The organism is Lysobacter sp. FW306-1B-D06B (assembly GCF_038446665.1).
In the GTDB taxonomy this organism is placed as follows: Bacteria; Pseudomonadota; Gammaproteobacteria; order Xanthomonadales; family Xanthomonadaceae; genus Lysobacter_J.
In genome coordinates this window covers 2,144,629-2,157,608 of record NZ_CP151802.1, presented here as the reverse complement: position 1 = coordinate 2,157,608, position 12,980 = coordinate 2,144,629, and the positions used below count along the sequence as shown (strand labels likewise).

The following is a 12,980-nucleotide window of genomic DNA, read 5'->3' as shown; positions in this document are numbered from 1 at the left end:
AAGCAAGGCGCGTCGGAACGCGCCCAAGCCGCTCAGGCCGCATCTTCGTCGTCCTGCTCGGGCAAAAGCGGCCGCAAGGCTTCGCCATGCGCCTGCACGAACAGCCGCTGCGCATCGGCCAACGGCAGGTCCACGCGGATCCGCCAGCCGTGCTCGTCGTGATCCTCGCCGCGCACCGCGCCCAGATCGTGCAGGCGAGCGCGCAGTTTCGCGGCCTGCGGCGGCAGGCGCACCTCACCGACGACGTGGCGCAGCTCCAGGGCTTCGGCCAGGGCCTGCCGCAGCAGATCCAGGCCGGTGCCGTCGCGCGCGGACAGCCATACGCGCACCCGGCCTTCGGCCGGGCGGTCGATGCGCGGCTGCACCGGCTCGCTGCCGTCGCCGTTGCCGAGGCGGTCGATCTTGTTGAACACCAGCAGTTGCGGCAGATCGCCGGCGCCGATGTCCTTGAGCACTTCATCGACCTGGGCGATGCGCTCGTCGCGCAGCGGATCGGCCGCGTCGACGACGTGCAGCAGCAGGTCGGCCTCGCGCGATTCGGAAAGGGTCGAACGGAACGCCGCGACCAGCTCGTGCGGCAGATCGCGCACGAAACCGACCGTATCGGCCAGCACCACGCCGCCGCCGGAGAGCTCGATGCGGCGCACCGTCGGGTCCAGCGTCGCGAACAACTGGTCGGCGGCGTAGGCATCCGCGCCGGTCAATGCGTTGAACAGGGTCGACTTGCCGGCGTTGGTGTAGCCGACCAGCGCCACGCGCGGCAGCTCGCTGCGCACGCGCGCGCGACGCATCTGCGTGCGCTGCACTTCCACTTTTTCCAGGCGCTTCTGCAGCTGTTCCAGGCGCTTCTGCAGCAGGCGGCGGTCGGTTTCCAGCTGGGTTTCGCCGGGACCGCGCAGGCCGATCGAACCACCGCGCTGACGCTCCAGGTGGGTCCAGCCGCGCACCAGGCGCGTGGACATGTGCTTGAGCTGTGCGAGCTCGACCTGCAGCTTGCCGTCATGGCTGTGGGCGCGCTGGGCGAAGATGTCCAGGATCAATCCGGTGCGGTCGACCACACGGCGCTGCAGCGCCTTCTCGAGGTTGCGCTCCTGGCCGGGCGACAGCGGGTGGTTGATGAGGATGAGGTCCGCGCCGGTGGCGTCCGCGGCGGCTTTCACCTCTTCCAGCTTGCCGCTGCCGATCAGCATGGCGGCGTTGGGGCGGTCGATGCGCGCGGTCAGCACCGCGGCGACCGTGGCGCCGGCGGAGCGTGCGAGGTCGGCGAACTCCTCCAGCAATCCCTCGTCCGGCGGACCGCCAGCGTGGGGTTGGATCAGGAGGGCGTGCTCGCCTTTGCGGGATCGTTCGAACAAACGGGTCAACCTGTGCGGGGGCAGGATGACAAGATGGGCGCCGACCCGCGGCCGCACAAGGGCCGCAGGTCATCGGCAAGCCGGCGTACGCCGCCGGCCCGCCCGGGCGAGGCCTTATTCGGCCTCGTCGGAGCCCTCGCCGCCACCTTCGGCGGACTGGACGTAGCCGCCACCCGGCCCCACGCGCACGTTGCGCGCCGGCACGACGGTGGAAATGGCGTGCTTGTAGACCATCTGGCTCACGGTGTTGCGCAGCAGGACCACGAACTGGTCGAAGGATTCGATCGTGCCCTGCAGCTTGATGCCGTTGACCAGATAGACCGAAACCGGCACTCGTTCGCGTCGTAGCGCGTTCAGGAAAGGATCCTGCAAAGACTGTCCCTTGGACATACGTAGTTCCCCAACTCGTTCTAGTTATAAGGGTCGGCGCGCGGGACGCCGTATCGCCGGCTGTCCCCGCAGCGGCGACCGCCCGATGGTAGCGCAAACCCGGTTCGGTGCACGCGCACCGGATTCAACCCCTGGTCGAAGCGGCGGCGCCGTGCATGAAAGCCGCCCGCGCCGCCTCCAGCGACTCGCGCTGGCGCAGCGGATCGAACCAGCGCGCGTCGAGTTCGCCGCGCAGCCAGGTGAGCTGCCGCTTGGCGAGCTGGCGGGTGGCATAGACGCCGCGGTCGCGGAATTCCGCCGGATCGGTCGCGCCGTCCAGATGCTCCCAGGCCTGGCGATAACCCACGGCGCGCAGGGCCGGCAGGTCCAGCGGCGCCGGGTGGTCGCGCAGCTGCGGGATCGCGCGCAGCGCCCTCACCTCGTCGAGGAAACCGTCGGCCAGCATCAGGTCGAACCGCCGCGCGATCCGCTCGTGCAGCTCCGCACGATCCTCAGGTGCCAGCACCAGCTTGAGCACGCGGACCGGCAGGCGCGGAAGCTGCGAGACCTCCCGCCGCCAGTCGCTGATGGTGCGGCCGGACAGGCGGAACACTTCCAGCGCTCGCTGGATACGCTGGGCGTCGGTGGCGTGGATCCGCGCCGCGGCGTCGGGATCGATCTGCGCCAGTTCCGCATGCATCGCCGCCCAGCCACGCGACTGCGCCTCGGCCTCGAGCCGGGCGCGCATGTCCGCGTCGGCCTCGGGCATGGGCGACAGGCCCTGCAGCAGCGCGTGGAAGTACAGGCCCGTGCCGCCGGCGAGGATCGGCAATCGTCCCCGGGCCAGGATGTCCGTCACGGCGCGGCGCCCGCCCTGGGCGAACTCCGCCGCCGAGTACGGCTGCCACGGCTCGCGCAAGTCGATCAGGTGGTGCGGCACGCGCGCGCGCTCGGCCGGTGTCGGCTTGGCCGATCCGATGTCCAGCCGCCGATACACCAGGGCCGAGTCCACACTGACGATCTCGCCGCCGAAACGCTCCGCCCAGTCGAGCGCGAGCGCGGTCTTGCCCGAGGCGGTCGGGCCCATCAGGGCAATCGCGAGGGAGCGCGTGTCGGCGGGCATGTCGGGCGCGGCGTGTCGGGGGCGTAGCCTCGCACAGCCGCCGTCGTCGGGGAACCTCGCCGCGCTTTCCACACAAGGTGTGGAGAACCGCTGGGGCAAGGCTGTTGATAACGTGCTGCAGCCCTGATGCCGCAAGGGCTCCCGGGAGTCTGGCGAAATTTTGGCCAACCCTCGCCCGCTATCCACATTGCCTGTGGACAAGCCTGCGGACAGCGGTGTGGAGAGCGGCCGCATAGCTCGGCGTGGCGCGGCCTCGTGCAGGTCTGGCTAAAAAATCACCAGCGATGAGGCTTGACGAACGCCGCACTTTCGGCCGTGTCGTCGACATCGACCCCGCCCGGTTTCGGATGCAACCAACGCGACTATCCACACAGCCTGTGGACAAACCTGCGGACAGTCGTGTGGAGACACGCCTGCATCCCTTGCGACACAAGCATTGCAAGAGGGTTGGCGAAAAATTGATCGCAGAAATCGTTTGACTCGCGTGTCGATTTCGGCATCACCGCATGCGCTATCCACACGCCCTGTGGACAAGCATGCGGACAGCCGTGTGCGTATCACGCTGCATCCCTTGCGCACCAAGGCAGGCAGCGTGTTTGCTCAAAAAATCGCCAGGCGACGGATCATTCGTCGTCGGGCCACTTCGGCATCGACGACGCCGGCTTCGCCCGCGGTATCGCCTGCGAAGCGACGGCGTTCCACACCTTCAACGCATCCACGGTCGCGGCGACGTCGTGCACGCGCAGCAGTTTCGCGCCGCGCTGCGCGGCGATGAGGTGCGCGGCGACCGAGCCGATGGCGCGATCGCGTGGATCGCTGCGCCCCACCAGTTCGCCGATGGTGCGCTTGCGCGACAGGCCCGCCAGCACGGGCACGCCCAGTTCGACGAAACGCTCCAACTGCGCGAGCAGGACCAGGTTGTGCTGTGTGTCCTTGCCGAAACCGAAGCCGGGATCGACGACGATCTTCTTCTTCGCGATGCCCGCCATCTCGGCGGCGAAAATGCGCTCGGCGAGGAAGCGGTGCACCTGCGCGACGACATCGTCATAGTGCGGCGCCTCCTGCATCGAACGCGGTTCGCCCTGCATGTGCATCAGCACGACCGGCACGCCGAGCGCGGCGGCCGCGTCGAGCGCGCCGTCGCGGCGCAGTGCATAGACGTCGTTGATCATGCCCGCGCCGGCTTGCACTGCGGCACGCATCACCTCCGGCTTGGAGGTGTCGATACTGAGCGGCAGTTGCGTTTCCTTCGCCAGGCGCTCGATGACGGGAATCGTGCGGCGGAGTTCTTCCTCGACGGACACTTCGGCTGCGCCCGGACGCGTGGATTCGCCGCCGACATCGAGCAGGTCCGCGCCCTCCTCCGCCAGCTTCAGGCCGTGCGCGACCGCGGCTTCGAGCGTGTCGTGCGCACCGCCGTCGGAGAACGAATCCGGTGTGACATTGACGATGCCCATGACGCGCGGGCGGTCGAGGACCAGCGGTCGGCCGTTGCAGTCGAGAGTGAGCGTAGTGTCGAACATGGGCGGGATTCGGGATCGGGATTCGGGGGAATCGTATCGCTTCCTTCGGGCTGCGATCCGCACAAAGAAAAACGGCACCGTTGCCGGTGCCGTTTCGAATCCCGAATCAGGAATCCCTGCTGTCAGGTCTGCGCCGCAGGTCCGCCAATGGCGCCCGGACGCTCGCTGTCGTCCTTGGACGTCTTGCCCGACTTCGACCAGTCGGCCGGCGGGCCCGGCGTACGCCCGGCCATGATGTCGTCGATCTGGTGCGCGTCGATGGTCTCGTACTGCAGCAGCGCATCGGCCATCACGTGCAGCTTGTCGAGGTTGTCCTGCAGGATCTGCTTGGTGCGCCCGTAAGCCCTGTCGAGGATGTTGCGCACGACTTCGTCGATGCGGCGCGCGGTCTCGTTGGACACGTTCTTGTGCTGCGTGACCGAGCGACCCAGGAACACCTCGTCCTCTTCCTCACCGTAGGCGATCGGACCCATCTCGTCGCTCAGGCCCCACTTGGTGACCATGTTGCGGGCCATCTTGGTGGCGCGCTCGATGTCGTTGGACGCACCGGTGGTGACCTTGTCGACGCCGAAGATCAGTTCCTCGGCAACGCGACCGCCGTAGAGCGAGCACAGCTGCGATTCGATGGCGACCTTGTTCATCGAGTACTTGTCGCCTTCCGGCAGGTACATCGTCACGCCCAGCGCGCGACCGCGCGGGATGATGGTGACCTTGTAGACCGGGTCGTGCTCGGGAACGACGCGGCCGACGATGGCGTGGCCCGCTTCGTGGTACGCGGTGAGCTTCTTCTCGTCCTCGCTCATCGCCATCGAGCGACGCTCGGCGCCCATCAGGATCTTGTCGCGCGCCTTGTCGAAGTGCTCCATGCGCACGTCCTTGGCGTTCTCACGCGCCGCGAACAGCGCCGCCTCGTTGCAGAGGTTGGCCAGGTCGGCACCGGAGAAGCCCGGCGTGCCGCGCGCGATGGTCATCGGCTCGACGTCGTCGTGGAGCGGCAGCTTGCGCATGTGCACGCGCAGGATCTGCTCACGGCCCTTCACGTCCGGCAGGCCCACCACGACCTGGCGGTCGAAGCGGCCCGGACGCAGCAGCGCCGGGTCGAGCACGTCCGGACGGTTGGTCGCGGCGATGACGATCACGCCCTCGCCACCCTCGAAGCCGTCCATTTCGACGAGCAGCTGGTTGAGGGTCTGCTCGCGCTCGTCGTGACCGCCGCCCAGGCCGGCGCCGCGATGGCGACCGACGGCGTCGATTTCGTCGATGAAGATGATGCAAGGCGCGTGCTTCTTGGCCTGATCGAACATGTCGCGCACGCGGCTTGCGCCGACGCCGACGAACATCTCGACGAAGTCCGAGCCGGAGATGCTGAAGAACGGCACCTTCGCCTCACCGGCGATGGCGCGCGCGAGCAGCGTCTTGCCGGTGCCCGGCGGGCCGACCATCAGGACGCCGCGCGGAATCTTGCCGCCCAGCTTCTGGAACTTGGAGGGATCGCGCAGGAACTCGACGAGCTCGCCGACTTCTTCCTTCGCCTCGTCGCAACCGGCGACGTCGGCAAGCGTGACCTTGACCTGGTCCTCGCCCTGCAACTTGGCGCGCGAACGGCCGAAGCTCATCGCGCCCTTGCTGCCGCCCTGCTGCATCTGGCGCATGAAATACACCCAGATGCCGATGAAGAGCAGCCAGGGCAGTACGTTGATGATGATGTACAGGATCGACGGGCCGCTCTGCGGCGGCGCCTGCTCGATCGCGACCTTGTGGTTGATCAGGTCGTTGATGAGGTCCTTGTCTTCCTTGGGCTTGTAGGTCGTGAACTTCGAGCCGTCGGTGCGCAGACCGGTGATCGTCGCGCCATCGTCGGCGATCTTCACTTCCTTGACCTTGTCCTGCTGGACCTGGTGCACGAACTGGTCGTAGGCGAGCGGGTCGCTGCTCGCGGCACGCGGCCCGAACGCCTGGAAGACCACCATCAGCACGACGGCGACGATCACCCAGAGCAGCAGATTCTTGGCCAAATCGTTCATTCAGTTCCTACCTGGCGCCGGTGGCGCGTTGCAGCGGGGGCGGCGCCCTGCCGTGGATCGGCGGTCGCCGTACAACAATGGGGTCCGTTCCAACCTTACTTCATTACCGCACGCTTGCCCTGTGCCAGCGCATAGACCTCGGGCGACCGCTTGCGCGAGGCCTCCGGTTTGCGGATCACGACCTTGTCATAGCGCCGGCGCAGCTCCTTGACGTATTCGTCGAAGCCCACGCCCTGGAACAGCTTGATCAGGAAGTTGCCCCCGGTGCGAAGGTGCCGGTCGGCGAAGTCCATCGCCAGTTCCGAGAGGTACATCGCCCGGGGCATGTCGACAGCATCCACGCCACTCTTATTGGGGGCCATGTCGGACAGGACAAGGTCCACGGTCTGGCCGTTCAGCGCGGCCACCAACTGGGATAGGACCGCATCCTCCCTGAAATCCCCATGAAGGAATTCGACCCCGGCCAGAGAGGGCATTTCCAGGATGTCCAGGGCGATGACCCGCCCGGGGCGGGCAGCATCGAGACGGTCGAGCTCCTGGCGGACCCACTGCGACCAGCCGCCGGGAGCCGCGCCGAGGTCGACCACGACCATGCCCGGCTTGAGCAGGCGGTCGCGCTCGACCAGTTCCTCCAGCTTGTAGGCCGCGCGCGAGCGCAGGCCTTCGGCCTTGGCCTTCTTAACGAAGGGGTCGGAAAAGTGTTCCTTGAGCCAGCGCTGGCTGGATTTGCTGCGGCTCGCCATCGGCCGGCGTCGGGGGTGAGCGTGGGGGCCGTCATGATACCCTGCGCGGCCCCCCTGAGTTTTCAGTATCCCGATGCAAACCGTCCTGACCGCCACCCAGACCCGCTTCCTGCGGGGCCAGGCCCACGACCTGAAGGCGATGCTCCAGGTGGGCGGCAAGGGAATCACCGATGCGCTGGTGGCCGAAATCGACCTGGCGCTGGAGCATCACGAGCTGATCAAGGTGAAGGTGGGCGCCGAGGACCGGGACGCCCGCGACGCAATGATCGATGAGATCGCCCAGCGTACGGGGGCCGCCCTGGTCCAGCGTATCGGTCACACGGCCGTGCTGTACCGGCCGAGCAAGGACAAGCGCCAGATCGTCCTGCCGCGGGCCTGACGGCCGGCGCGGCGGCCCCGGGTTGGCGCCCTGCGCTCCCGTCCCCATCTCGCCCCCATGCAGCTCAATCTCGAACACCCCGATCACGAGTTCTACCTGCGCGGCGCCGACGGCGTCTCCGCGCGGGTGAACGAACGCACCCTCGCGTCCAGCTTCGTCCTCTCGCCCAACCGCCTGCTCGAAGACTGGCCGGTGCGCGACGTGAAGGCGCTGACGCCGTCGGACATGGACGCCGTGCTCGCGCTGGAGCCGGAAGTGATCCTGCTCGGCAGCGGCGCGACACAGGCTTTTCCCCCTGCCTCGGTGCTGGCCGCATGCCTGAAGCGTGGCGTGGGGCTGGAGACCATGACCAATGCCGCCGCCGCGCGCACTTATAACGTGCTGGCGAGCGAGGGCCGGCGCGTCGTCGCCGCGTTCGTCCTGGCCGGCTAGTCGCCCAAGCGCGGGGCGAATGGCAACCGCGCCCAGATTCCGAAATGGTCCGACGCCCACCGCCCGTCCGCATCGGGCGTGTCGAGGATGCGTCGCGCCTGCGCTGTTCCGAATGCACCTTGCTGCGCGTGGATCCGATCGATCCGCGCGGGCGGATTGAAACGCGCGTTGAGCGTGGCGTGTGCGTCGCCTTCCACCGCGACTCCCGCATGCGCGGCCGCGTAGGCATCGACGAAGCGAGCGCGCAATGGCGCCATCTCCGCCGTTCCCACCGTCGTGTTGAAGTCGCCGCCTATCACCACCGGGGCGTCGCCGCGCGTGACCTCGACGAACGCCATCAGATCCGCGATCTGACGCGCCCGCGTGGCGCCGCTGCGATCTTCGAAATCCAGGTGCACGACGTACAGATTGACGGGATGTCCTTGCACGTTCGTGCGCACCCAGCCTGCGATGCGATAGGCGCCGTCGGGTTGCAGGCGACGGAAGCCGCGCAGCGTCGCCGGCTCGCGGGTCAGGATCGCATTGCCGTAACGGCGCGCGCGGTCGGTCGCATCCACCGACACGAAGAACGCGTGGTAGCCCAGCGCATCGGCCAGGGCCTGCGCCTGGTTCGGCAGCCTTTCGTCCTGCAGGACCTCCTGCAACAAGATGACGTCGGGCGAAAGCCGGCGCAGTTCGGCCTCGATCATCGCTTGGCGATGCGGCCAGTCCTCGCGGTCATGCCAGAGGTTGAGGGTGACGACATCGAGGGCCGGCGCTTCATCGCGCGGCGATGTCGTCGCCGCACACGCGGCGAGCATCCACGCCATCGCCACCGTACACGCGCACTTCCACGCCTGCCGCACGAAGCCCGAGCGGTGAACTGCGTGTCCGCATTGCGCGGACGTCGCACTCATCGCTTGGGCAGGTACTGCAGCGGATCGACCGGCTTGCCGTTGTAGCGCACTTCGAAATGCAGCATCTCGCGCGGCGCGCCGCTGCGGCCCATCTCGGCGATCTGCTGGCCCGAGCGCACCAGCTGGCCTTCGTTGACCAGGCGATTGCGGTTGTGCCCGTAGGCCGACAGCCACTGCTCGTTGTGCTTGATGATGATCAACTCGCCATAGCCGACCAGGCCCGAGCCCGAATACACCACCACGCCGTCGGCGGCCGCGCGCACCGGCGCGCCGCTGGCGCCGCCGATGTCGATGCCCTGCTTGGTCGGCTCGCCGGTGACGTAGCGGCCGATCAGTTCGCCGTCGGCCGGCCAGCGCCATTTGATGTCGCTCACCACCGGCGCGGCGGGCTTGGGTGCGGCCGGCGTGGTGGCGGGCGGCGCGGTTCCGGTTGCAGGCTTCGTCGGCGTGCTGGCCGGCGGACGCGTCGTGGCGGTGCTGCCGCCCTTGCCCGCCGGATACAGGCGCAGTCGCTGTCCGGGATAGATGGTGTACGGCGGATCGATGCCGTTCCACGCCGCCAGGTCCTGCGCGCGAATGCCATTGCGCGAGGCGATGGCGAACAGCGTCTCGCCCCGCTTCACCGTGACGGCGACGCCCGGTCGCGGACGCGACGGCGCCTGCGAGGATGCGCCTGGCTCGCGGTAGACCTTCGCGGTCCCGCAGCCGCCCATGACGAGGGCGATCAACGTGGCGGCAACGATTCGCGATGTTCCGGTCATGCGTCCTCTCATCCGAACTGCGCCTTCCACACCAGCCATCCGATCACGGCCACCAGCAGCACCAATGCGATCCAGCCGATCGGCTCGATGTAACGCCGCAGCGCCGCCTCGGCGCGCACGCCGCCGATGCGGATCACCAGCGCGATCAGATACACGCGCTTGCCTCGACCGATCAGCATGCTCAGCACGTACTGCGGCATCGGCACGCCGACGATACCCGAGGCCCATGTGAAGACCTTCATCGGAATCGGCGCGAACCCGCCCACCACCAGCAGCCAGAACACCGCCCAGGGCGACTCGGCCATCTTGGCCTGCACCGTGGCGATGCCCGATTCGATGCCGCCCAGCATGCCCATCGCGGCAAACAGCGGCTTGACCGCCTCGAACGCGAAGTGGCCCAGCGCGTAGCCGACCAGCGCCCCCACCATCGAGCCGGCCAGGCTGATCGTCGCGAACCAGAACCCGCGCCGCGGCTGCGCCACGCACATCGGCGCCAGCATGACCTCGGGCATCACCGGGAAGATGATCGCCTCGATGAAACTCAGCCCGACCAGATAAGCCGGTGCGTGGCGATGGCGGGCCCAGACGAGCGCCCGTTCGTACAACGGTCCGAAGATCTTCAAACGGCGGCCCCTGCTGGTGTCGTCGGTATGCGGTGGTCAGTGTCTTGCGTCGATGCGGAACACGGCCTGTCGGTGCGTCAGTCGACCATGCCCGACAGCAGCGGCACGAACACCACCGGCGCCAGTGATTCCTGCGTGACGTTGCCGTCGGCGTCCTTGCGCAGCTTGAGCAGCGACTGCGAACCGGCCCCGCCGACGGGCGCGACCAGCGTGCCGCCCGCGGCGAGCTGGCTGGTCAGGGCTTCCACCAGCGCGGGCGCGGCGGCGGTGACGATGATCGCGTCGAACGGACCGTTCTCCGGCCAGCCGATGCGGCCGTCGTCGTGCTTGCTGCGCACGTTCATGCCGAGCTGACGGAAACGCTTGCGCGCGGTGCGCAGCAGCTCGCCGATGCGCTCCACCGTGTGCACTTCCAGCCCCAGCGCGGCGAGCACGGCGGCCTGGTAGCCCGAGCCGGTGCCGATCTCCAGCACCTTCTTCGGTTCGGTTTCCAGCAGTGCCTCGGTCATCTTCGCCACCACCCACGGTTGCGAGATGGTCTGGCCGTGGCCGATGGGCAGCGCCGTGTCTTCGTAGGCACGCGTGGCGAGCGCTTCGTCGACGAACAGATGGCGCGGCACCGTGCGTATCGCGTTGAGCACGCGCTCGTCGCGGATGCCGTTTTCGCGCAGGCGGTCGACCAGCCGGTCGCGCACGCGCTGCGAAGTCATTCCGGAGCCGATCGCCTCCGGCTGCAACCGCATGCGCAGCGTCATGCGGTGCGCTCCGGGTTGCGACTGGCGGGATGGCCGAGCGAAGTCGCCAGGCCGTCGACCCAGCTCGCCACCTGGTCCAGCGCGTGATAGCGCGTCAGGTCGACCTGGATCGGCGTGATCGAAATGTGGCCGGTGCGCACGGCGTGGAAATCGGTGCCGGGGCCGGCATCCTGCTCGGCGCCGGCCGGGCCGATCCACCACCACTGGCGTCCGCGCGGGTCCTGCTGCGGGATGCAGGCCTCGGCGCGATGGCGGTTGCCTAGGCGCGTGACTTCGAAGCCGCGCACCTCCGACCAGGGCACGTCGGGCACGTTCACGTTGAGGATGGTGTCGGCCGGCAGCGGGTCCACGCGCAGGCGGGCGATGATTTCCGCCGCCGCACGCGCCGCGGTTTCGTAATGCTTGCCGGTGTGGTCCACGGTCTGCAGCGACATCGCCACCGCCGGCAGGCCGAGGAAGCGCCCTTCCATCGCCGCGGCGACGGTGCCGGAATAGATCACGTCGTCGCCCAGGTTGGCGGTGTTGTTGATCCCGGAGACGACGATGTCCGGTTCCGTCTCGAGCATCCCCGTGATGGCCACATGCACGCAGTCGGTGGGCGTGCCGAACACGCGCCAGGTCGAACCGTCGAGCTGCTGCACGCGCACGGGCGCGTCCAGGGTGAGTGAGTTGCTGGCGCCTGAACGGTCGCGATCGGGCGCCACCACCAGGACTTCGTGGCCCGCCGCACGCAGCCCTTCGGCCAGGACGCGGATGCCCGGCGCGTCGACGCCGTCGTCGTTGCTCACCAGAACTCGCATGGACTCCCTTGTTGCGCTTGCCGGATCGTGAAGCCGGCGCGAGCCTGGCCCGCGCCGCGCGAGGGCCCATCATAGCCGATGCCGCCCACCGCTCCGGAGGCCGCCGGCACGGTCTGAAGCACGGTCTGCGAATGGCTTGCGGTATGGGCCGACGACGCTAGGCTTGTCGCATGTCCGAACGACGAGACGATGACGAAGACGACGCCGCGCTGTTCCGCTCGGCGATCGGGCCGGTGCGGCCGATGCGCGACACCGCACCGCCGCCGTCTGCGCCCCGGCCACGTCCTCGCGCCCGCATGGCCGAGCGCGACGAGGCGCGTGCGCGCGAGGAGTTCCGCCATGCGCTGGAGGACACCCTGCTGGAAGCCGGCGATGCCCTCAGCTACCGTCGCGACGAGGTGACGCCGCGCCTGCTGCAGAAGCTCAAGCGCGGCGAGATCGCAGTGCAGGAGGAACTGGACCTGCACGGCGCCGATTCGCGCGAGGCCGAGCAACTGGTGCGCGCCTTCCTGCACGACGCCCGCCAGCACGGCGTGGGGTGCGTGCGGATCGTGCACGGGAAGGGATTGCACGGCGCCGCCTCGATCGCATCCGGCGGCATGCCGGTACTGAAGAACCTGGTGGACCGCATGCTGCGGCATCGCGCCGACGTGCTCGCGTTCCACTCCGCGCCGCCGGCGCAGGGCGGCACCGGTGCGGTGTTGGTGCTGCTCGCGCCCCGCCGCCTGCGCTCGCCCTGAACCGTCTTGTCCGGATCAGGCGGCGGCTATCGCCGTCGGTGCGAGGCCGAAGGGCGCCGAGCAGGGTTTACTTCGGCTGTCCGGATTCCTGGGCAATCTGCGCAGCCGACTTGCGCGGCAAGTTCACCCAGACCACTTCGAGGCCGCGGCGACGGGCGACGCGCTCGACATAGGCCATGTACTCCTCGTCGGCGTCCATGATCGACGGCGAACGGGGTTCGGGAACGTAGGTGCTCTTGGCTTCCATGCCCGCGCAGGCGGACAGGCCTACCGCGGACAGCAACACGGCCATGCGTAGCGATGCGTTCATGACGACATCTCCATGACGTGGTCGCCGCATCCCTCGGATGCAGCGGCAGCGCGCGCGAGCACGCTGCAATTCCGGCTTATACGCCCGCCCTCGAATGGGACCAGTGCCGCCAGGTGCTTTCCGACGAACGGTTGGAAAGCCGGCGTG

General features: G+C 68.4%; 15 protein-coding genes. 3 read left to right on the top strand and 12 right to left on the bottom strand.

The genetic code is table 11. The features are described 5' to 3' along the window. Positions 1–32: 32 nt before the first annotated feature. The 6 genes from hflX to rlmE all read right to left on the bottom strand — a co-directional run bounded on the left by hflX (position 33) and on the right by rlmE (position 7,137). Entirely contained in the window at positions 33–1,355 is a 1,323-nt protein-coding gene (gene hflX, locus AAFF32_RS10045; RefSeq protein WP_216958993.1) for a ribosome rescue GTPase HflX, read from the bottom strand. Between the two features lie 114 nt (positions 1,356–1,469). After that, complete coding sequence (gene hfq / locus AAFF32_RS10040) at positions 1,470–1,745, bottom strand: RNA chaperone Hfq (RefSeq protein ID WP_216958996.1); 276 nt, start codon at positions 1,743–1,745, stop codon at positions 1,470–1,472. Between the two features lie 124 nt (positions 1,746–1,869). After that, a complete protein-coding gene (gene miaA, locus AAFF32_RS10035) occupies positions 1,870–2,847 on the bottom strand; it encodes a tRNA (adenosine(37)-N6)-dimethylallyltransferase MiaA (protein WP_342315121.1) in 978 nt (325 codons plus the stop codon). Positions 2,848–3,470: 623 nt separating this feature from the next. Beyond that, positions 3,471–4,370, bottom strand: a complete 900-nt coding sequence (folP, locus tag AAFF32_RS10030; protein ID WP_342315120.1) for a dihydropteroate synthase — start codon at positions 4,368–4,370, stop codon at positions 3,471–3,473. Between the two features lie 122 nt (positions 4,371–4,492). After that, complete coding sequence (ftsH, locus tag AAFF32_RS10025; protein WP_216959005.1) at positions 4,493–6,394, bottom strand: ATP-dependent zinc metalloprotease FtsH; 1,902 nt, start codon at positions 6,392–6,394, stop codon at positions 4,493–4,495. A 95-nt stretch (positions 6,395–6,489) separates the two neighbouring features. Beyond that, on the bottom strand, positions 6,490–7,137 hold the full coding sequence (rlmE, locus tag AAFF32_RS10020; protein ID WP_216959008.1) for a 23S rRNA (uridine(2552)-2'-O)-methyltransferase RlmE: 648 nt from the start codon (positions 7,135–7,137) through the stop codon (positions 6,490–6,492). A gap of 73 nt (positions 7,138–7,210) precedes the next feature. Here rlmE and yhbY point away from each other — a divergent pair, with 73 nt between their 5' ends. Beyond that, on the top strand, positions 7,211–7,516 hold the full coding sequence (yhbY, locus tag AAFF32_RS10015) for a ribosome assembly RNA-binding protein YhbY (protein ID WP_216959011.1): 306 nt from the start codon (positions 7,211–7,213) through the stop codon (positions 7,514–7,516). Between the two features lie 57 nt (positions 7,517–7,573). Further along, the gene (locus AAFF32_RS10010; RefSeq protein WP_342315119.1) at positions 7,574–7,948 is read left to right on the top strand and encodes an Mth938-like domain-containing protein; all 375 of its coding nucleotides are present in this window, start codon (positions 7,574–7,576) and stop codon (positions 7,946–7,948) included. Here the strand turns inward: AAFF32_RS10010 and AAFF32_RS10005 are convergent. The 5 genes from AAFF32_RS10005 to surE all read right to left on the bottom strand — a co-directional run bounded on the left by AAFF32_RS10005 (position 7,945) and on the right by surE (position 11,783). Beyond that, entirely contained in the window at positions 7,945–8,844 is a 900-nt protein-coding gene (locus AAFF32_RS10005) for an endonuclease/exonuclease/phosphatase family protein (protein WP_342315118.1), read from the bottom strand. The two genes, AAFF32_RS10010 and AAFF32_RS10005, sit on opposite strands and share 4 nt — an antisense overlap. Continuing rightward, positions 8,841–9,605, bottom strand: coding sequence for a peptidoglycan DD-metalloendopeptidase family protein (locus tag AAFF32_RS10000; protein ID WP_254200170.1), 765 nt, complete (start codon positions 9,603–9,605; stop codon positions 8,841–8,843). The genes AAFF32_RS10005 and AAFF32_RS10000 overlap by 4 nt, the downstream gene beginning before the upstream one ends. Positions 9,606–9,613: 8 nt before the next feature. Further along, complete coding sequence (locus AAFF32_RS09995; protein ID WP_216959025.1) at positions 9,614–10,228, bottom strand: YqaA family protein; 615 nt, start codon at positions 10,226–10,228, stop codon at positions 9,614–9,616. Between the two features lie 77 nt (positions 10,229–10,305). Further along, entirely contained in the window at positions 10,306–10,983 is a 678-nt protein-coding gene (locus AAFF32_RS09990) for a protein-L-isoaspartate(D-aspartate) O-methyltransferase (protein ID WP_216959028.1), read from the bottom strand. Next, on the bottom strand, positions 10,980–11,783 hold the full coding sequence (gene surE / locus AAFF32_RS09985; RefSeq protein WP_342315117.1) for a 5'/3'-nucleotidase SurE: 804 nt from the start codon (positions 11,781–11,783) through the stop codon (positions 10,980–10,982). Before surE ends, AAFF32_RS09990 begins: the two co-directional genes overlap by 4 nt. Before the next feature lie 170 nt (positions 11,784–11,953). On the opposite strand from surE, the gene AAFF32_RS09980 reads away from it, so the two are divergent. Further along, a complete protein-coding gene (locus tag AAFF32_RS09980) occupies positions 11,954–12,523 on the top strand; it encodes a Smr/MutS family protein (protein WP_342315116.1) in 570 nt (189 codons plus the stop codon). 67 nt (positions 12,524–12,590) lie between these two features. On the opposite strand, the gene AAFF32_RS09975 is transcribed toward AAFF32_RS09980, so the two are convergent. After that, on the bottom strand, positions 12,591–12,833 hold the full coding sequence (locus AAFF32_RS09975; RefSeq protein WP_216959037.1) for a hypothetical protein: 243 nt from the start codon (positions 12,831–12,833) through the stop codon (positions 12,591–12,593). Positions 12,834–12,980: the final 147 nt, after the last annotated feature.

Bases quoted from the DNA above. Each gene is read 5' to 3' on its own strand.
- hfq (WP_216958996.1), bottom strand. From the start codon at position 1,745: ATGTCCAAGGGACAGTCTTTGCAGGATCCTTTCCTGAACGCGCTACGA.
- miaA (WP_342315121.1), bottom strand. From the start codon at position 2,847: ATGCCCGCCGACACGCGCTCCCTCGCGATTGCCCTGATGGGCCCGACC.
- folP (WP_342315120.1), bottom strand. From the start codon at position 4,370: ATGTTCGACACTACGCTCACTCTCGACTGCAACGGCCGACCGCTGGTC.
- ftsH (WP_216959005.1), bottom strand. From the start codon at position 6,394: ATGAACGATTTGGCCAAGAATCTGCTGCTCTGGGTGATCGTCGCCGTC.
- rlmE (WP_216959008.1), bottom strand. From the start codon at position 7,137: ATGGCGAGCCGCAGCAAATCCAGCCAGCGCTGGCTCAAGGAACACTTT.
- yhbY (WP_216959011.1), top strand. From the start codon at position 7,211: ATGCAAACCGTCCTGACCGCCACCCAGACCCGCTTCCTGCGGGGCCAG.
- AAFF32_RS10010 (WP_342315119.1), top strand. From the start codon at position 7,574: ATGCAGCTCAATCTCGAACACCCCGATCACGAGTTCTACCTGCGCGGC.
- AAFF32_RS10005 (WP_342315118.1), bottom strand. From the start codon at position 8,844: ATGAGTGCGACGTCCGCGCAATGCGGACACGCAGTTCACCGCTCGGGC.
- AAFF32_RS10000 (WP_254200170.1), bottom strand. From the start codon at position 9,605: ATGACCGGAACATCGCGAATCGTTGCCGCCACGTTGATCGCCCTCGTC.
- AAFF32_RS09990 (WP_216959028.1), bottom strand. From the start codon at position 10,983: ATGACGCTGCGCATGCGGTTGCAGCCGGAGGCGATCGGCTCCGGAATG.
- surE (WP_342315117.1), bottom strand. From the start codon at position 11,783: ATGCGAGTTCTGGTGAGCAACGACGACGGCGTCGACGCGCCGGGCATC.
- AAFF32_RS09980 (WP_342315116.1), top strand. From the start codon at position 11,954: ATGTCCGAACGACGAGACGATGACGAAGACGACGCCGCGCTGTTCCGC.
- AAFF32_RS09975 (WP_216959037.1), bottom strand. From the start codon at position 12,833: ATGAACGCATCGCTACGCATGGCCGTGTTGCTGTCCGCGGTAGGCCTG.